General features: G+C 74.3%; 13 protein-coding genes. 10 read left to right on the forward strand and 3 right to left on the reverse strand.

All coding sequences use genetic code 11. The annotated features are described in order from the left end of the window. Positions 1-549 (reverse strand): hypothetical protein, encoded by a 549-nt coding sequence (locus tag ABT158_RS16225; protein ID WP_352353858.1) that lies wholly within the window; start codon positions 547-549, stop codon positions 1-3. A 185-nt stretch (positions 550-734) separates the two neighbouring features. Between ABT158_RS16225 and ABT158_RS16230 the strand changes: the two genes are divergently transcribed. The 3 genes from ABT158_RS16230 (at position 735) to ABT158_RS16240 (ending at position 3,341) form a co-directional block, all read left to right on the forward strand. Further along, positions 735-1,691 (forward strand): Rossmann-fold NAD(P)-binding domain-containing protein, encoded by a 957-nt coding sequence (locus ABT158_RS16230; protein WP_352353860.1) that lies wholly within the window; start codon positions 735-737, stop codon positions 1,689-1,691. 32 nt (positions 1,692-1,723) lie between these two features. Further along, positions 1,724-2,032 carry a hypothetical protein gene (locus tag ABT158_RS16235; RefSeq protein ID WP_352353862.1) on the forward strand — a complete coding sequence of 103 codons (309 nt, stop codon included), beginning with the start codon at positions 1,724-1,726 and terminating at the stop codon, positions 2,030-2,032. A gap of 151 nt (positions 2,033-2,183) precedes the next feature. Beyond that, on the forward strand, positions 2,184-3,341 hold the full coding sequence (locus ABT158_RS16240; protein WP_352353864.1) for an FAD-dependent oxidoreductase: 1,158 nt from the start codon (positions 2,184-2,186) through the stop codon (positions 3,339-3,341). 90 nt (positions 3,342-3,431) lie between these two features. Here the strand turns inward: ABT158_RS16240 and ABT158_RS16245 are convergent, their stop codons facing one another. Then, the gene (locus ABT158_RS16245) at positions 3,432-5,279 is read right to left on the reverse strand and encodes a S8 family serine peptidase (protein ID WP_352353866.1); all 1,848 of its coding nucleotides are present in this window, start codon (positions 5,277-5,279) and stop codon (positions 3,432-3,434) included. A gap of 220 nt (positions 5,280-5,499) precedes the next feature. On the opposite strand from ABT158_RS16245, the gene ABT158_RS16250 reads away from it, so the two are divergent. From ABT158_RS16250 to ABT158_RS16280, 7 genes are all read left to right on the forward strand, one after another. Beyond that, the gene (locus tag ABT158_RS16250) at positions 5,500-6,888 is read left to right on the forward strand and encodes a serine hydrolase domain-containing protein (protein WP_352353868.1); all 1,389 of its coding nucleotides are present in this window, start codon (positions 5,500-5,502) and stop codon (positions 6,886-6,888) included. A 179-nt stretch (positions 6,889-7,067) separates the two neighbouring features. After that, entirely contained in the window at positions 7,068-9,128 is a 2,061-nt protein-coding gene (locus ABT158_RS16255; protein ID WP_352353870.1) for a dipeptide ABC transporter ATP-binding protein, read from the forward strand. Beyond that, complete coding sequence (locus tag ABT158_RS16260; RefSeq protein WP_352353872.1) at positions 9,125-10,075, forward strand: ABC transporter permease; 951 nt, start codon at positions 9,125-9,127, stop codon at positions 10,073-10,075. Before ABT158_RS16255 ends, ABT158_RS16260 begins: the two co-directional genes overlap by 4 nt. Beyond that, on the forward strand, positions 10,072-10,959 hold the full coding sequence (locus tag ABT158_RS16265) for an ABC transporter permease (RefSeq protein WP_352353874.1): 888 nt from the start codon (positions 10,072-10,074) through the stop codon (positions 10,957-10,959). The genes ABT158_RS16260 and ABT158_RS16265 overlap by 4 nt, the downstream gene beginning before the upstream one ends. A 59-nt stretch (positions 10,960-11,018) precedes the next feature. Further along, a complete protein-coding gene (locus ABT158_RS16270) occupies positions 11,019-12,881 on the forward strand; it encodes an ABC transporter substrate-binding protein (protein ID WP_352353875.1) in 1,863 nt (620 codons plus the stop codon). After that, entirely contained in the window at positions 12,878-14,101 is a 1,224-nt protein-coding gene (locus ABT158_RS16275) for an erythromycin esterase family protein (RefSeq protein ID WP_352353877.1), read from the forward strand. Before ABT158_RS16270 ends, ABT158_RS16275 begins: the two co-directional genes overlap by 4 nt. Then, positions 14,098-16,173, forward strand: coding sequence for a prolyl oligopeptidase family serine peptidase (locus tag ABT158_RS16280; protein ID WP_352353879.1), 2,076 nt, complete (start codon positions 14,098-14,100; stop codon positions 16,171-16,173). The genes ABT158_RS16275 and ABT158_RS16280 overlap by 4 nt, the downstream gene beginning before the upstream one ends. Here ABT158_RS16280 and ABT158_RS16285 read toward each other — a convergent pair. Continuing rightward, the gene (locus ABT158_RS16285; protein WP_352353881.1) at positions 16,151-17,812 is read right to left on the reverse strand and encodes a helix-turn-helix domain-containing protein; all 1,662 of its coding nucleotides are present in this window, start codon (positions 17,810-17,812) and stop codon (positions 16,151-16,153) included. The genes ABT158_RS16280 and ABT158_RS16285 overlap by 23 nt on opposite strands. Between the last annotated feature and the right edge of the window lie 26 nt (positions 17,813-17,838).

Below are 17,838 nucleotides of genomic sequence, written 5' to 3' on the forward strand. Positions count from 1 at the left end.
TCAGGGCCGCGGGTCGATGAGGGCCGCGGCGAGCAGCGTGTTCACGCGCTGGGCCAGCTCCTTCGACATCCCCGCCGCCAGCACGATCTCGGCCGCCTGCGCGCCGATCGCCGCCGCCTCGACCGCGCTGACCCTGGGCAACGGCGTGCGCTCGCCCTGCGGGGCGACGGCCGAGGTCAGCGCCCTGCGACGGCGGCGCTTCCGCCACCGGGCCCGCAGCCGGTCGACCTGTTCGGTCGTCATGCCCGTCAGCACCTCGCAGGCCACGCCGTTGAGCAGGGTCAGCACCACGCCGAGCACGAGCTGCATGCCCTCGCCCGCGTCGAAGCCGGTGGGCTGGTCGCGTTCGCGTCCGCGCAGCGTGGCGCGGACCGCGCGTCTGCGGGCGGTCGGGTTGCCGAAGAAGTCCGCGCAGGCCAGGGGCAGGAAGCGCACGTCCTCGGGGGCCACGTCGAGCAGGATCGTCCGGGCGGCCTCTTCGATGGTCGGCGCCGTGCCACGGGAGCCGCCGCCGGATCTGCCGGGTTCTGGGGAGCCTGGTTCGGGCATGTCTCCTCGCCTGACTTGAACTGAGTCCCCGAATCACCCCCTATGAGAGCATGTCCGCCGCTCTGCGGATACATGGCCGCTGAAGGCGATCGGCCCCCCTCGCGGACGCCCCGCCGCCGGGGGAGTGTTGCGCTGGAAGTGAAGGGCGGGGGTCAGGACGGGCCGGATGGGCCAGGATGGCGGGCATGCGGACACTTGTTCTCGGCGGCACCAGGTTTCTGTCCAGGGAGATCGCGCGGCAGGCCCGCGACCGCGGGCACGAGGTGGTGTGCGCGGCGCGCGGCGTGGCCGGCGAGCCGCCCTCCGGCGTGGAGTTCGTCCGGGTCGACCGGGCCGAAGACGGCGGGCTCGCGCCGCTGAAGGGGGCGTTCGACCTGGTCGTCGACGTCGCCCGGCTGCCCAGCCAGGTGCGGCGCGCGGTCACGGAGCTGGCGGGCCGGGCCGGTCACTACACGTTCGTCTCGTCGTGCAGCGTCTACTCCGACGCGACCCGGGTCAGCCAGGTGCTGCACGACCGGTTGCCCGCCGGCGCCGACGAGAGCGATCCGGAGAACTACGGGCCGGCCAAGGTGGCGTGCGAGCAGATCCTCGGCGACGGCGCGCTGCACGTACGGGCCGGGCTGATCGTCGGCCCCGAGGACCAGTCCGACCGGTTCACCTACTGGGTCGAGCGGCTGGCGCGCGGCGGTCGCGTGCTGGCTCCCGGCTCGCCCGGCGATCTGGTGCAGCTCGTCGACGTACGCGATCTCGCGGCCTGGACGCTCGACGCGGCCCAGGCCGGGCTGACCGGCCCGTACGACGGCATCTCCATGCCCTTCACCAGGGGCGAGCTGCTGGCGGGCATCGCCGAGGGGCTGGCGGTGGCGCCGGAGCTCGTCTGGGCGGGCCAGGAGTTCCTGACCGGGCACAAGGTCGAGCCGTGGGCCGGGCCGTGTTCGCTGCCGCTGTGGTTGCCGTTGCCGGAATACGCCGGGTTCATGGCCCGGGACACCTCCGCCACGCTGGCCGCCGGGCTGCGCATCCGTCCGGTCGCCGACACGGCCCGCGACACGCTCGCCTGGCTGCGCGACTCCGGCCACCGGGTGACCCGCGCCGGCCTCACGGCCGACGAAGAGACCGAACTCCTCCACCTGCTTCCCTGACCCCCGGCCCCCTGCCCGCGCAGGGGGGCGCCGTGACCGGGATCATGGACGGTGTGCTGCGCGTGACGATGAACGACTCCGCGGCCGGTCTGCTCGGCATGCCGGGCGGCCCGGCCCTGCCGGACGGCGCGAACGACGTGGCCGGGTGCGAGGTCGGCTACGGGCCGCCGTTCGTGCTGGATCCCGCCCAGGTGGCGGCGGTCGCGCGGGGCCTGGCCGAGGAGGGGTGGCGGTTCGGCGCCGGGCACGCGGGCGGGACGTACGAAGGGCTGGAGGCGCCGGCGCCGTTCTACGCGGCGGCGGCCCGTGAGGGCAGGGCGGTCGTGGGCGCGGTGCGCTGACGGCCCTCGACCCCGCGTGCGCGATGCACGGTCCCGGCTTCGGGCCTCGGAGTGCACGTGCCGCCGGTGGTGTGGTGGGGGTGTGCAGGTTGGGGACGGGTACCGTGCAGACTGCCCCTTGGGTGAGGGTTCGCGCCTAACGTCCCTGAATATGCAGACAGTGGACGTTCTGGTGGTGGGGGCGGGGCTGGCCGGGTTGAGCACGGCCCGCCTGCTGGCCCGGCGGGGGCTGGACGTCATGGTCGTCGACCGCCGCAGGTCGTTGTCGGCCGGCGTCCGGACCACCGGGATCTTCGTACGCCGCACGCTCGACGACTTCGACCTGCCCGGCCACCTGCTCGGGCCCGGTGTCCGGGACGTCCTGCTGTATCCGCCGTCGCGGCGCTCGCCGATCCGGCTCACCAGCGACCGGGACGAGTTCCGGGTGGCCGACATGGCCGCCGTCCACGAGCACGCCCGCCGCGCGGCGGAGTCGGCCGGGGCCCGGGTCCTGCTGGGCGTCCGGTACACGGGCAGCTCGTCGGGCCTCGTACGACTGGAACGCACGAGCGGCGCTGAGGGGGCGGAGGTGGTGGGGGTCAGGTTCGTCGTGGGGGCGGACGGGGCGCGGTCGCGGGTGGCGCGTGATCTCGGTCTCGACGTCAACCGGCGCTTCCTCGTCGGCGCCGAGATCGTCCATGCCGTCGCGCCGGGGTCGGGCGTCCCGGCGTTCCACTGCGTGCTGGATCCGCGGGTGGCTCCGGGGTACCTCGGGTGGGTGGTGGACGACGGGCGGCACGCCCACGTGGGTGTCGCGGGGGAGCCGGGGGCGATGCGGGCCGGCGTCCGCCATCTGCTGGACGCCTTCGCCGCCGACGCGCCGGGCCGCGCGGCGCCCGCCGGGCCGGTCGAGCGCCGGGCAGGCCCGATCCCGGTCGGGGGCGTGCTGCGGCGGCTGGCGTGCCCGGACGGGCTGCTGGTCGGGGACGCGGCGGGCGCGGTGTCGCCCCTGACGGCCGGTGGGCTGGACCCTTGCCTGCGGATGTCCGAGCCGGCCGCGGCGGTGATCGCCGACTATCTGCGTACCGGCGACCGAGAGGTGCTGAAGCGGTACGACGGGGCCGCGCTGCGGGCCCGGTTCCGGGGCCGGTTGTCGCTGCGGCGGCTGTTGGCGGGGATCCGGTCACCGGTGGCGGCCGAGGCCGCGGTGACGGTCCTGCGCACCCGTCCCGGCCGGGCGCTGGCGGCGCGGATCCTGTTCGGCGACGGCTCCTTCCCCGAGCTCGAACCCCGGCTCACGGCGGGGGCGGGCACGGTCCGGCCACCCTGACGATCCCCGGCGCGCCGCCGGCCTGGCGACCGCGGCAGCCGGGGAGCGGGGGCGACCCCGTGCGGGGCACGGGGTCGCGGAAACGCGCGGTCACGGCTTGGTGTAGCCGCCCGTGTAGGCGCCGGACCCGCTGTACGCGTACACGCGGATGCGGTAGGTGCCCGCCGTGCCGTTGTAGGTCAGCGACTCGTCAGGCCCGCTGCCCGCGCTGCTGGCCACCGTGGTCCAGCCGAGGATGCCCTGCTTCTGCAGGTACAGGTCGAAGTCCACGCCGGAGGGCCCGTCGAGGCACGCCCGGTGCGTCCCGGCGGCGGCCGTGTAGCCGGAGCTGTTCGGGTAGTACACGTTCTGCCCGCTGGTCAGGTTGCCGGAGAACGGCGTCTGGTAGCCGGTGCAGTTCCCCGGGGTGGTCCCGACCGTGATGCTCTTGCTGGTGGAGTTCGTGGCCCCGCCGTTGTCGGTCACGGTGAGGGCCACGGTGTACGTGCCCGCGGCGGCGTAGGTGTGCGACACGGTCGCGCCGCTGCCGGTGGAGCCGTCGCCGAAGGTCCACGCGTAGGAGGCGATGGTCCCGTCGGGGTCGCTGGACCCGGAGCCGTTGAACGAGCACGCCCGCGTGGTGTTGTCGCACGACTCGGTGAAGCTCGCCACCGGCGACTGGTTGCCACCGGTCGTCGGCGGGTACTGCGTGGCGTCGTGCACGTCGAGCAGCGGCTCCTTGACCCCGTCACTGGCGTCGTCGGTCCAGTTGAGGTTGCCCGTGGCCTTGAGCTTGTCCCGTACGGCCAGCGCCCCCGCCCGGGTGGTGGGCTTGTTCGAGCCGCTGGTCAGCACGGCCGCGGCGCCCGCGACGTGCGGGCTGGCCATGGAGGTGCCGCTGATGGTGTTGTAGCCGCCGTTCATCCACGTGGAGTAGATGCAGGTGCCGGGGGCGGCGACCTCGACCGTGGTGCCGTAGTTGGAGAACCAGGCGAGGGTGTCGTCGGTGTCGGTCGCGCCGTCGGTGCGGCACGGCACGGTGATCGTGCCGGCCAGGCCGCCGGGCTGGCCGTCGAAGTCGGTCACGGCCGAGACGGTGACGACGTCGGGGTGGTTGGCGGGGAAGAAGCCGGAGGCGTCGGCCGAGCTGTTGCCGGCGGCCACGACGACGACGATGCCCGCGTTGGTGGCGTTCGTGATCGCGTTGCTGATCGCGGAGCTGCTGCAGCCCTGGCAGCCGAGGCTCAGGTTGATGACCTCGATCGTGCTCGCCCTGGCCACGACCCAGTCGAGACCGGCGGCGATGCCGGCCAGCGTGCCCGAGCCCGCCGAGTTGAGCACCTTGACGGCGTGGATGCGGGCGCCGGGGGCGACGCCGACCGCGCCGACGGAGTTGTCGATGGCGCCGATCGTGCCGGCCACGTGGCTGCCGTGCCCGTTGTCGTCGTCGCCGGTGCCCGAGCAGACGCCGCTGGTGCAGTTGGTGCTGGCCACCACGTTCAGGTCGGGGTGGTCGAGGTCGACGCCGGTGTCCACGACCGCCGCGTCCACGTCGACGCGGACGTCGTCGGTGCCGTCGATGTCGAGGTTGATGTTCTGGTCGGCGTAGATGCGCTTGATGCCGCTCGGTACGGTCTGCGCGAAGGCGTGCACCTCGTGGTCGGGCTCGACGGTGAGCACACCGGGATCGCCCTTCAGCTTGGCGGCCTCCTCGGGGGTGAAGAGGGCCGAGTAGCCGTTGAAGGCGTACCGGTAGGTGCCCACCAGCACGCCCTTGTGCGCCGTGACCTGCTGCTGTGCCTCGTTCGCCACCTGCGCCCGCGACACGCCGGAGAGCTGGACGATGTAGCGCTGCTGGCCGGCGGCGGCCGGGGAGTCGGCCTCGGCGGCGGTGGCCCAGCCGGACATTGCCAGGCAGACGCCGGAGGCCAGGGCTAACAGGGTTGAGATTCGACGCATGGAAACGCCTTTCTCCGGGGGTGACATGAGCTGCGCTCATGCGGCTTGTGAGCGGAACATCGCATATGACATCGAGTCAGGCAATACTGAAATATCTGTCATAGATCACATCGGTCTGGGTCGTTCCGACGAAGAACCGGGGCCGTCATAGTGACGGTGGACGAACCGGGCGGCCCCCGCCGGCTCTAGGGTCGGGCGGAGTCGACCAGGGGGGACACCGGTGCCGGAGCTGGAGGAGATCGATGCGTGGCTGCGTCACCGGCTGGCGGGACTGCTCGCCGAGAACCAGGTGCCCGGCGCCGCCGTGGCGGTCCACGCGGGCGGCCGGACGGTCGAGGTCGCGGCCGGGACGCTGAGCACGGCGACGGGCGTCGAGGCGACCCCCGGCTCCCTGTTCCAGATCGGCTCGATCACCAAGGTGCTGACCGCGACGCTGGCCATGCAACTGGCCGACGAGGGCCGGCTCGACCTGGACGCGCCCGTGCGCGACTGCCTCCCGGCGTTCCGGATCGGCGACGAACGGGCCGCCCGGCGGATCACCCCGCGCCAGCTCATGTGCCACGTCGCGGGGTTCGAGGGGGACGTCTTCACCGACACCGGCAAGGGCGACGACTGCGTCGAACGGTTCCTGGACGTCCTGCACGACGTGCCGCAGCTGTTCGAGCCCGGCGAGATGTTCTCCTACAACAACGCCGGCTACTGCGTGCTGGGCCGGATCATCGAGGTCGTGCGGGGCAAGCCGTTCGACGCGTGCCTGCGCGACCACCTGCTCACGCCGCTCGGCATGACCCGCGCCGCCTGCGACCCGTACGAGGCGATCGTGCACCGCACGGCGGTCGGCCACGTCCAGCGCACGCCGGACGGCCCGTACCGGCCGACCCCGGTGTGGGCGCTGGCCCGCTCGAACGCGCCCGCCGGGTCGATGCTGGCGATGCCGCCGCGTGACCTGCTGGCCTTCGCCCGCATGCATCTCGCCGGCGGCACCGGCCCGGACGGCGTACGCGTGCTGAGCGCGGAGAGCGTCGCGGAGATGCGGCGGCCGCAGGTCAGGCTGCCCGACTTCGACCAGGGCACGGCCTGGGGCCTGGGCTGGGAGCTCTTCGACCGGCCCGGCGGCGCGGTCTTCGGCCACGACGGCAGCACCGTCGGCCAGGCGGCGTGCCTGCGCGTGGCGCCGGGGCGCGACGTGGCCGTGGTCGTCGTCGCCAACGGCGGCCGGACGCGGCCCGTGTTCGCCGAGATCACCGGCCGGGTGCTGGGCGAGCTGGGCGGGGTCGAGCTGCCCGCGCCCCCGGCGCCCGGCCCGGTCCCCGTCCCGCCCGCGAACGCGGCCCGGTACGCCGGCACGTACACGTCGAGCACCTGCGAGACGGAGGTGACCCTGGACGGCGCCGGGCGGCTGTGGCTGCGCCGGACGCCCGTGGGGATCACCGCCGACCTGGACGAGGTGCCGTACCGCACTGAGCTGGCCGCCTGGCGCGACGACGTGCTGATCCCCCTGGAACCCGAGCGCGGCGCGCACGCCCCGATCGCCTTCCTCGGCGACGACGGGACCGGCCGCGCCCTCTACCTGCACGACGGCCGCGCCGACCGCCGCACGTCCGGCTGAACCCCCGCACCGAGGACGGCCCGCCCGCGCACAGCGCCGGCGGGCCGTCCTCATGCCCGCCTCCGTCTCCGCACCGCGCTGATCAGTGCTGATCAGTTGGTCCGCCCGGACGAACCCCGGCCCCAACGTTCGATGTCCGCGACGAACACCGCCGGGGACGCGGGTCCCACTATCGTCGGATGGATTTGGAGAGCGATCGCGTGCTGGCGATCCGGGATCTGTCGGTCGAGATCCGGCGCGGCGACAGGGTCGTCCGCCCGGTCTCGGACGTCAGTCTGGTGCTGAACCGCGGCGAGACCCTGGGGATCGTCGGCGAGACCGGGTCCGGCAAGTCCATGACCGGCCTCGCGATCATGGGCATGCTGCCGGCCGGCGGCCGGGTGACCGGCGGCTCGATCGACTTCGGCGGCGAGGAGCTGGTCGGCCTGCCCGCCGCGCGCTACCGGGCGCTGCGCGGCAACGAGATCGCGATGGTGTTCCAGGACTCGCTGACGGCGCTGAACCCGACCCGGCGCATCGGCGAGCAGGTCGCCGAGCCGGTCCGGCTGCACCACGGCGCCTCCAGGCGGGCCGCCCGCGAACGCGCCGCCGAGGTGCTCGCCCTGGTCGGCCTGCCCCGCCCGGCCGAGCGCATGGACGACTACCCGCACCAGCTCTCCGGCGGCATGCGGCAGCGCGTGATGATCGCGATGGCGCTGGCCTGCGAGCCGCGGGTCGTCATCGCCGACGAGCCCACCACGGCGCTCGACGTCACCATCCAGGCCGAGATCCTCGACCTCCTGGACGGCCTGCGCTCCCGGCTCGGCATGTCGATGATCCTCATCACCCACGACATGGGGGTCATCGCCCGGCACGCCGACCGCGTCGGCGTCATGTACGCCGGCCGCCTGGCCGAGACCGCCCCCACCCCCGTGCTCTTCGCCCGGACCCGGCACCGCTACACGCACGCGCTGCTGGCCTCGATCCCCTCGCTCACCCACGACCGGGACGAGCGGCTGTTCAGCATCCCCGGCGCGCCGCCCGACCTGACCGCGGCCGGGCCTGGCTGCCCGTTCGCGCCGCGCTGCGAGGCCGCCACCGACCGGTGCCGCGAGGAGCGCCCGGCCCCCGCGACCGAGGACGGCGGGCACGTCCACGCCTGCCACCACCCGGCCACCGGACCGGCCGACCGGGCCCGGAGCCGCTTCCGCACCCGCCCGGTCGAGCCCGCGGCGTCCGCGGAGCGCGCGCCGCGGCTGCGCGTCGTCGACCTCAGGCGCGAGTACCCGGTCGGCGGCAGGGGCCTGTTCGGCGCGCGCCGCACCCTCAAAGCGGTCTCCGGCGTGAGCTTCGAGGTGGCGGCGGGGGAGACGTTCGGCCTGGTCGGCGAGTCGGGGTGCGGGAAGTCCACCCTGGGCAGGATGCTGGTCGCCCTCGACCGGCCCACCTCCGGCGAGGTGATCTTCGACGGCGAGCCGGTCAGCCGGATGGGCGCGCGGGCGCTCGGCCCGCGCCGGAGCCGGCTGCAGATGATGTTCCAGGACTCCGGCGCCGCCCTCGACCCCCGCATGCGCATCGGCACGATCCTGCGCGAACCCCTGGCGATCCAGGGCGCAGGCGACCGCGCCCACCGCACGGCCCGCGCCCGCGAGCTGCTGCGGGACGTCGGCCTTCCCGCGGGCGTCATGGAGCGCTACCCCCACGAGCTGTCCGGCGGGCAGCGGCAGCGGGTGAACCTGGCCCGCGCCCTGGCCCTGGACCCGGCGGTGCTGGTCGCCGACGAGCCGGTCAGCGCCCTGGACGTGTCCATCCGCTCCCAGGTGCTCAACCTCATGCGCGCCGTCCAGCTCGACCGCGGTCTCAGCAGCGTGGTGATCTCGCACGACCTGGCCGTCGTGCGGTACCTGGCCGACCGGGTCGGCGTCATGTACCTGGGCAAGCTGGTCGAGACCGGCACCACCGAAGAGGTGTACGGCGCCCCCGCCCACCCCTACACCGCCGGGCTGCTGGCCGCCGTCCCCGACGCGGACCCGCAGGCCAGGCAGCCGCGCGGCGAACGCGTACGCGGCGAGCTGCCGAGCCCGATCGACCCGCCCAGCGGCTGCCGCTTCCGCACCCGCTGCGCCCTGGCCGACGACCTGTGCGCCCAGGCCGAACCCCTTCCGCGGCCGGTCACCGGCAGCCACCAGGTCGCCTGCCACCACCCGCTCCAGCCGCTCGAACCCGCCGCCACCCCGCTGAAGGGAGCCTCCCGGTCATGACCTGGTACGTCGTCCGGCGCCTGGCGATCTCGGTCGTCGTCCTGCTCGGCATCTCCGCGGTGGTGTTCCTGCTGCTGCACCTCGTCTCGGACAGCCCAGGGCGGGTGGTCCTGGGGCAGCGCGCCTCGCCCGAGGCGGTCGCCGACTTCAACCGGCAGCACGGGTACGACCGCCCGGTCCTCGCCCAGTACGTCGGCTACCTGGGCCAGCTCGCCCGGGGAGACCTGGGCAGGTCGTACAAGCTGAACGAGAACGTGGCCACCCTGCTCGGGCAGAACGCCGGCCGCAGCGCGATGCTCTCGGCGGCCGGACTGGCGCTGGCGCTGGTGATCGCGGTGCCGCTCGGCGTGCTGCAGGCGGTCCGGCGCAACAGCGTCGCCGACCGGCTGCTCACGGCGGTCTCGTACGTGCTCTACGCGACGCCGTCGTTCCTGCTCGGGCTGATCCTCATCGCCGTCTTCAGCCAGGCGCTGCCGATCTTCCCGGCCGAGGCGTCCCAGTCGCACTCGCCGTGGGTCGTGCTCACCGATCCGCGGGCGATGGCGCTGCCGGTCATCACGCTGGCCGCGGCGAGCGTCGCGGTCTTCGCCCAGTACCAGCGCTCCGCGGCCCTGGACCAGCTCGGACAGGACTACATCCGGGTGGCGCGGGCCAAGGGGCTGCCCGAGCGGCTGATCCTGCTGCGGCACCTGCTGCGCAACGCCTGCCTGCCGCTGGTCACCCTGGTCGGCACGCTCATCCCCACGCTCCTGGCGGGCAACCTGATCGTCGAGTCGCTGTTCAACTATCCCGGCCTCGGCCTGCTGTTCCTCAACAGCCTGCAACGCGAGGACTATCCGGTGCTGCTCGCCTACACCCTCGTCGGGGGCGTCCTGACCGTGGCCGGCAACTTCGTCGCCGACCTCGTGGTCGCCGCCGCCGACCGCCGAATCGAGCTGACGAAATGACCACACAGAACGTGGAGGCCCGCCCCGAGGCCGAGGCCGTCCCGGCGCGGAGCCGGCGCTCGGTGCTGCGCGGGCTGCGGCGCAGCCCGCTCGGCCTGACCGGCGGCCTGCTCCTGCTGCTGATCGCCGGGTTCTGCTTCCTCGGGCCGCTGCTCTACCGCACCAACCAGATCGACGTGGACCTGGTCAACGCGGCCCTGCCGCCCGGCCCCGGCCATCCGCTCGGCACGGACGCCAACGGCTTCGACGTGCTCGGCCGGCTGATGGCCGGCGGCCGCCTGTCGCTGCAGATCGGCCTGCTCGCCGCCCTGTTCGCCACCGCGATCGGCACCCTGTACGGCGCGGTCGCCGGCCTGGCCGGCGGCGTCGTGGACGGCTTCCTCATGCGGCTGGTCGACGTCATGCTCTCGGTGCCGTTCCTGTTCTTCGTGCTGATCCTTTCGGCCCGCTTCCACGCCGACGCGCTGTCGCTGAGCCTGGTCATCGGCGGGTTCTCCTGGCTGGTCTCCGCCCGGCTGGTCCGCGGCGAGGTGCTGACGCTGCGGGTGCGGGAGTTCGTGCTGGCCGCGCGGGTGATGGGCGCCTCCCGCCGGCGGCTCATCCTCACTCACCTGATCCCGAACGCGCTCGGCGTGATCATCGTCAACATCACGTTCCAGGTCGCCGACGCGATCCTGGTCGTGGCGGCGCTGGGCTTCCTCGGGTTCGGGCTGACGTACCCGACCGAGGACTGGGGCAGCCAGCTCGCCGGCGGCGTCGCCTACATCTCGGCCGACTACTGGTGGCTGATCTACCCGGTCGGGGGCTGCATCGTCCTGACGGTGCTGGCGCTCAACCTGCTCGCCGACGCCCTGCGCGACGCCGTCGGGCGCCGGGCCGACTGACGTCCGCCGACCGATGAACGCCGACTGACATCTCCACCTCCACATGTAGGGAGCCTGCAATGACGCACGTGTCCGGAAAGCAGCGAGCACGCCTGGCGGTGGCGCTCGCCGCCGCGGTGGCGGTGCTCGCCACAGCGTGCACCGGCGGCGGGGGCGCCGCGAAGGACCCCGCCGCGGGGTACGCCAGCCAGCCGGCGCAGTCGGGCAAGCCCAAGGACGGCGGCACGGTCACCGTCGCGCTGACCCCCGGCCTCAGCCCGAACTACATCTACCCCTACCCGCCGGCCGCCGCCAACGGGACCGTCATCGCCCGCGGCCTGATGTGGCGCTCCCTCTACCGGCCCAGCGGCGAGGGCGACCAGGTGGCCGACGCCGAGCTGAGCCTGGCCGAGCCGCCCGTCTACAGCGCCGACCGCAAGACCGTGACCATCAAGATGAAGGACTACAAGTGGTCCGACGGCAACCCGGTCACCGCCGGTGACGTCGTCTTCTCCCTGACGCTGCTCAAGGCGGCGCTCGCGGAGAGCCCGGCCAACTGGAGCTTCTACACCCCGGGCCAGTTCCCCGACGGGGTCACCGCCAAGGCCGCCGCGCCCGACACGCTGACCCTCGAACTGGAGACGGCGTACAACCCGTCGTACCTGATGTCGATGCTGACCCTGCTGTACGTGATGCCGTCCAAGGCGTGGGACATCGACCGCGCGGGCGGCCCGCACCTCGACTACACCAAGCCGAAGAACGCCACGGCGATCTACAAGTACCTCACCAAGGAGTCGGAGTCGCAGTCCACGTTCGCCACGAACCCGCTGTGGCAGGTGGTGAACGGCCCGTTCCGGCTCAAGAGCTTCGACCCGACGACCGGCTCGTTCTCGCTGGCGCCCAACGAGTCCTACAGCGGGCCCGGCGACGCGCGGCTCGACCAGGTCGACTTCAAGGCGTTCACCTCGGCCGCCGCGGTGCTCAACCAGTTCAAGGCGGGGAACCTGACCGTCGGCACGCTCGACTCCAGCTTCATCACGCAGATCGGCGCGCTGAAGGCCAAGGGGTTCAACGTCTACGGCGCGCCCGCGCCCGCCCGCTTCGACGCGCTGACCATCAACTTCGGCAACACCGTGAACGGCTTCGACAAGATCATCGCCCAGCCGTACGTCCGGCAGGCACTCCAGCGCCTGATCGACCAGCCGGGCTACATCGCCGGCCGGGGCATCTACAACGGCGCCGGCTCGCCCAACTACAGCACGGCGGGCAGCGGCTCGCCGTACCCGCCGGCGTTCGGTGACGCGCCGCCGTACCCGCACGACCCGGCGGCGGCGGCCAAGCTGCTCACCGACAACGGCTGGCAGGTGGTCCCGAACGGCTCCACCACGTGCGTGCGGCCCGGCACGGGGCCGGGCGAGTGCGGCGCCGGCGTCCCGCGCGGCCAGAAGATCAGCTTCACCCTGGCCTCCGCGAACACCCCCGCCTACGTCGGCGCCCGGGACGTCGCCTTCGCCTCGGCGGCCAAGAAGCTCGGCGTCGAGGTCAAGATCGTCACCAAGTCCCTCACCTACATGTACGCCAACTACGGCAACACCTTCGCGCCCGCGAACAAGAACGAGTGGGCGATGCAGGACTACGGACCGCTCTACCTGGCGGCCGGGTACCCCAGCAGCAACACGGTGTTCAACGCCAAGGGCAGCTTCAACCTGGGCGGCTACCGCGACGACGAGGTGGACCGGCTCATCGACGCCTCGACCTTCGGCGCCGACGCCGGAGCCCTGTCGGCCGAGGTGACCAGGATCGCCCAGGAGCTGCCCGTGCTGTTCCTCCCGACCCCGCACACCCTGGTCGTGTGGAAGGACACGCTGTCCGGCCCGCAGTCGTCGTTCCGGGCCCTGCTCAGCTACCTGTACACGCCCGAGCTCTGGTACTTCCACGCATGACGCGCGACGCCTTCGCCCGGCCGCTGCGCCACCTCGACCCGGCCGCCGCCGCCGTCGCGGACGCCCGCACGCTGCGCGAACTGGTCGGCGACGCCCGCGTGGTGGCCGTCGGCGAGGGGGCGCACAACGTCACCGAGTTCTACCGGCTCAAGGACCGGCTGTTCCGCCTCCTCGTCCGCGAGCTGGGGTTCACGGCGTTCGTGATGGAGTCCGGCTTCGCCGAGGGGCTGGCCGTGGACGCCTGGGTCCACGGCGGGCCCGGCGCGGCCGCGACGGTCGCCCGCGACGGCATCACCTACCGGTTCGGCGAGTGCGAGCCGATGCGGCGGCAGCTGCGCTGGATGCGCCGCCGCAACACGGCGGGCCCGGCGCGGGTCTCCTTCTACGGCATGGACCTGCCCGGCTCGTCCACCTCGCCAGGCCCGGCGGTGCGCGCGTGCCTGGACCGCATGCCGGCCGGGCCGGGCGACGAGGAGCTGCTGATCCTGAGCGACCTGGGCGGCCGTACCGAGGCGGCGGTCCGGTACGCGGCCATGCCCGCGGCCGGCCGGGCCCGCCTGCTCGCCGGGCTGCGCGAGCTGGCCGGGCGCGCGCTCCGGTCGCAGGACCCGGTGCTGCGCCGGTGCGCGGCCTCCCTCCAGGCGTTCGCCGACGAGGCCGAGGCGGGGGAGGCCGGGCCGGCCGGCGTGCCCTACCCCCGGGACCGGTTCATGGCCGAGACCGTGGAATGGGTGCTCGAACGGGAGGAGCGGATCGTCGTCAGCGCCCACAACTCCCACGTCCGGCGCTCGCCCTTCCACGGCCGGCCGACGCTGGGCGGCCTGCTCGCCGCGTCCCTGGGAGACGGCCTGGTCGTCGTCGGCACGACCTACGGGTCAGGCCCGGAGGTGCGCTTCACGCAGCGCTCCCCGCGCCCGTTCGACTGCGACGTCTCGCTGGAGGCGCGCACCCTGCCGCCGAACTGCGTGGAGGCGCCGCTCGACCGGCTCGGCCCGCCCGTGACCGTCGTCGACCTGCGCCGCGCGCCGGGCGAGCTGTTCGACGGGATCGACGGCACGCTCGCCAGCGGCGGTCTCGACCCCGTGGACGACTTCCCGGCCGCCTACGACGCCCTGATCCACGTCCGCCGGGTCAGCCGGGTCCCCGGCGCGTTCGAACGGCTCCAGGCCGAGTTCGCCGCCGCCCGTCCTGCCCGTCCTGAATCGCCGGAGTTGTCGTGACCCTTTCCTATCCGCCCGCGCGCACCGTCGAGGTCGTCCAGGACGTCGCGGGCGTCCGCGTGCCCGATCCGTACCGGTGGCTGGAGGAGGAGACGCCCGAGGTGCGGCGGTGGCAGCGGCGGCAGGCCGAGCTGGCCGCCGCCGTCGCCTACGACGGGCAGGACCCGGCGGCCGTCCGGGACCTGGTCCTGGCCTTCGACACCGGATCCCGCCCGGCCCTGCCCAGGTACGCGGCCGGCCGCTGGTTCCGCCCGGTCACCCCGCCCGGCCGGACGGCGTCCACCGTGGTCGTCGCCGACGAGCCCTACGGCCCCGGCCGGACGGTGGCCGACCTGGCGCGGTTCGGCGGCACGCACGACGCGGTGCTGTCCTGGCTGGCGCCCTCCCCGGACGGCCGCGTCCTGGCCCTCGGCGTGTGCACCGACGGCAGCGAGCACAACACCATCCGGCTCGTCGAGGTGGACACCGGCCGCACGCTTGACGCGCCCGGCCAGGTCCTGCACAGCGCGTGGGCCGGCGGCGTCTCCTGGACGCCCGACAGCGGCGGCTTCTCCTTCCTCGCGCTCACCGGCCCGCCGGAGGAGTTCCGGCAGGCCGTGTTCAGCCACCGCCTCGGGACGCCGGGGGAGACCGTCCTGGAGCCGATCCCGGTCCCGGCGGGCTCGCGGGAGTACACGCTCGTCCAGTTCTCCCCGGACGGTCGCTGGGCGGTGGCCGCGCACCGGGTGGGCAGCCCGATCCCGTGCGCCGTCCGCGACCTGTCCGTGCCCGGGTCCGCGTGGCGGCCCTTCGTCACCAGCTGCGCCGGCACGGTCGCCGGGCACGTCGTCGGCGACCGCTACGTGGCGGTGACCGACGTCGGCGCGCCGCGCGGCCGGGTGGTCGCCATCCCGCTCGACGCCGCCGACCCGGACGACCCGTCGGGATGGGCCGAGCTGGTCCCGGAGGGCGAGACCGTGCTGCGCTCGCTCACGCCCGTCGGCGAGCACCTGTACCTCAGCGAGTTCGACCGGACGTTCGCCCGGGTGCGGATCCTCGACCGCGCGGGCGCCGTCGCCGGCGAGGTGCCGCTGCCCGGCCGGGGCGCGCTCGCCGCCCCCTTCTTCGCCCTGACCGGCCTGGCCACCGGCGTGCCCGCGGCCGACTTCGTCTTCGCCTTCTCCACGCTGACCAGCTCCTGGGGCGTCTACCGGCACCGGCCCGGCCAGGGCGCGCCGCACACCCTGTCGGCCCCGGCGGTCACGCTCGACGCCGAGGTGGAAGAGGGGCAGGCGGTGGCGGCCGACGGGGTCGCGGTGCCCTACCACGTGGTGCGCCCGGCCGGTCTCGGCCCGGACCGGCCGGCGCCGGTGCTCGTCTCGGCCTACGGGGCGGCCAACGTGCCCCTGCTTCCCCAGTACCAGCCGGACCTGGCCGCCTTCGTCGCCGCCGGGGGCGTGCTGGTGCAGGCGTACCTGCGCGGTGGCGGCGAGTTCGGCGGGGACTGGTACCGGGCCGCGCACCGGGAGCGGCGGCACGTCCGCGACTCCGACCTGGTGGCCGTCGCCGAGCACCTGATCGCCGAGGGCGTGACGGCCGCCGACCGGCTGGCGCTGACCGGCGGCTCCGACGGCGGGCTCATGTGCGGGATCGCCGTCACCACCCGGCCCGAGCTGTGGCGGGCCGTCCTGCCGCGGGCGCCGCTGCTGGACCTGATCGGCGGCATCCGCGACCCGTACCTCGACTTCGTCATCCGCAAGGCGTGGGCGGACCCGGACGACCCCGAGGAGGTCCGGCGGCTGCTCCGGATGTCGCCGTACGAGCGGGTGCGCCCCGGCGTCTTCCCCGCGGTCTACCTCCAGGCCGGGGCGACGGACCCGCGCTGCCGTCCCTGGCACGCGCGCAAGTTCGCCGCCCGCCTCCAGGCGGCCCAGCAGGGGGACGAGCCCGTCCTGCTGCACGTCTTCGACGACGCCGGGCACGGCGCGGCCACCCCCCATGACGTGGCGGTCGCCCAGGACGCCGAATGGCTGGCCTTCCTCATCGGCACGCTCGGCCTGCGCGGCCCGGTCAGTCGTCCGGCGCGGACCTGATCGACATCAGGCGCAGCTGCAGCATGGCCGACAGGCGCGCGTCCGGGGAGCCGAGGTCGATCCGGCCCACCTCGGCCGCGCGGCGCAGCCGGTAGCGGAACGTGTTGGGATGCACGAACATCGCGGCGGCGGCCACCGAGACGTCGCCGAAGGCGTCGAGCCAGGCGTCCAGCGTCTCGACCAGGCTCGTCTGGTGCTCCTTGTCGTAGGCGACGACCCGGGCGATCGGCCCGCTGGGGACGTCGCCGCGCGGCACGAGGTCGGCCAGCTCCAGCAGCAGCGCGTCCACGTGCACGTCGTCCAGGCGGGCCACCTGCCGTCCGGCGGGACCCGAGCGCAGCACGCGCAGCGCCCGGTCGGCGCCCGAACGCGAGCGGGCCAGGGCCGAGTTGTCCCCGGCCGGCCGGCCCACCCCGACCAGCGGGCGCAGCCGGGAGCCGACCCGGGCCAGGAACTCGGTGGCCACCAGGACCGCGCGCTCGTCGGCATCCTGCCGGTTCTGCGGCAGCGGCAGGATGCCGTAGGCGACGTCGCCGACCAGCGCGGCGGCGGCCCGCGGGTGCACGGCCGACAGGTGCATGGCGAAGGCGTCGGCGAGCCGCTTGCGCTCGGCGGCGAGCTGGGCGGGCAGCGGGCTCTCGCCCGGCGGGCCGACGACGGTGAGGGCGAGCACGACCGCGGGCTCGTCCTTCAGCCCCAGGCGGCGGGCGGCCTCCAGGGAGCCGGGCCCGCTCTCCAGCGCGGTGCCCAGCAGCTCGGCCCGCAGCCGCCGTTCCATGTCGGCGTCGGCGCGCTGCCACACCATGTGCATCGCGACCAGCTTGGACGCCTCGTAGAGCGCCTGGCTGCGCTCCTCGCCCAGCGGCTCGGGGACGACGACCCAGATCGTGCCGAGGATCTCGTCGCCGGCGCGCACCGCGATCGCCACCCGGGGCAGCGCGGGCGGCTGCCGGCCCTCGGGGTCGGGCAGGGGCGCCACGAAGACGGGCCGGTCGCTGCGGTAGATCGCCTGGAAGACGCCGCGTTCCTCCAGGATGCGGGTGTACTGCTCGGGGACCTGGCGGCCCAGGATCGTGCGCACGCGGGAGGTGTCGGTGTCCTCCTGGCGGCTGGAGAAGGCCAGCAGCCGCGAGTGGCGGTCCTCGATGGTGACGGGCGCGTCGAGCAGCGCGGCGATGGCGTTGGCCACGGCGAACAGGTCGCCGGACCCGATCCGGCCCGAGGCGTGGGCGTCGGGTCCGAGCCGGCCGCCGTCGGAGGTCAGCTCGCGCAGCATGCCGGCCAGGTGCGTCCAGGACGCGCCGCGGGCGAAGGCCAGCACCGCCACCCCCGCCCGGCCCGCCGCCGCGACCAGCCGTTCATCGGCGACGACGGGCGCGCGGACGACCAGCGCGGCGGCGCCGTGCCGCCCGAGCCGGGTCACGACCTGGGCGATCTCGGCCGGGTCGTGCAGGCCGACGCCGAGGACGAGCGCGTCGGCGGGCAGCTCGGGCTCGTCGAGCGGGTCGTGGATGACGACGCCGCCGATGTCGCGGGCGAGCCCGGCGTCGCCGCAGACGACCTGGAGCAGGGTGGTACCGAGTTCCTCCAGGACGCGGCCCAGGCTGGCACGCGGGAGGCCGGTCACGGGGACAAGCATGCTCCCGAAGCTAGCGCCGCCCCGGT

The organism is Nonomuraea sp. NPDC001636 (assembly GCF_040298265.1).
In the GTDB taxonomy this organism is placed as follows: Bacteria; Actinomycetota; Actinomycetes; order Streptosporangiales; family Streptosporangiaceae; genus Nonomuraea.

What these genes read in the sequence shown, in the direction of transcription:
- ABT158_RS16225 (WP_352353858.1), bottom strand. Translation starts at nt 549, where the DNA reads ATGCCCGAACCAGGCTCCCCAGAACCCGGCAGATCCGGCGGCGGCTCC.
- ABT158_RS16230 (WP_352353860.1), top strand. Translation starts at nt 735, where the DNA reads ATGCGGACACTTGTTCTCGGCGGCACCAGGTTTCTGTCCAGGGAGATC.
- ABT158_RS16240 (WP_352353864.1), top strand. Translation starts at nt 2,184, where the DNA reads ATGCAGACAGTGGACGTTCTGGTGGTGGGGGCGGGGCTGGCCGGGTTG.
- ABT158_RS16245 (WP_352353866.1), bottom strand. Translation starts at nt 5,279, where the DNA reads ATGCGTCGAATCTCAACCCTGTTAGCCCTGGCCTCCGGCGTCTGCCTG.
- ABT158_RS16255 (WP_352353870.1), top strand. Translation starts at nt 7,068, where the DNA reads ATGGATTTGGAGAGCGATCGCGTGCTGGCGATCCGGGATCTGTCGGTC.
- ABT158_RS16260 (WP_352353872.1), top strand. Translation starts at nt 9,125, where the DNA reads ATGACCTGGTACGTCGTCCGGCGCCTGGCGATCTCGGTCGTCGTCCTG.
- ABT158_RS16265 (WP_352353874.1), top strand. Translation starts at nt 10,072, where the DNA reads ATGACCACACAGAACGTGGAGGCCCGCCCCGAGGCCGAGGCCGTCCCG.
- ABT158_RS16270 (WP_352353875.1), top strand. Translation starts at nt 11,019, where the DNA reads ATGACGCACGTGTCCGGAAAGCAGCGAGCACGCCTGGCGGTGGCGCTC.
- ABT158_RS16275 (WP_352353877.1), top strand. Translation starts at nt 12,878, where the DNA reads ATGACGCGCGACGCCTTCGCCCGGCCGCTGCGCCACCTCGACCCGGCC.
- ABT158_RS16285 (WP_352353881.1), bottom strand. Translation starts at nt 17,812, where the DNA reads ATGCTTGTCCCCGTGACCGGCCTCCCGCGTGCCAGCCTGGGCCGCGTC.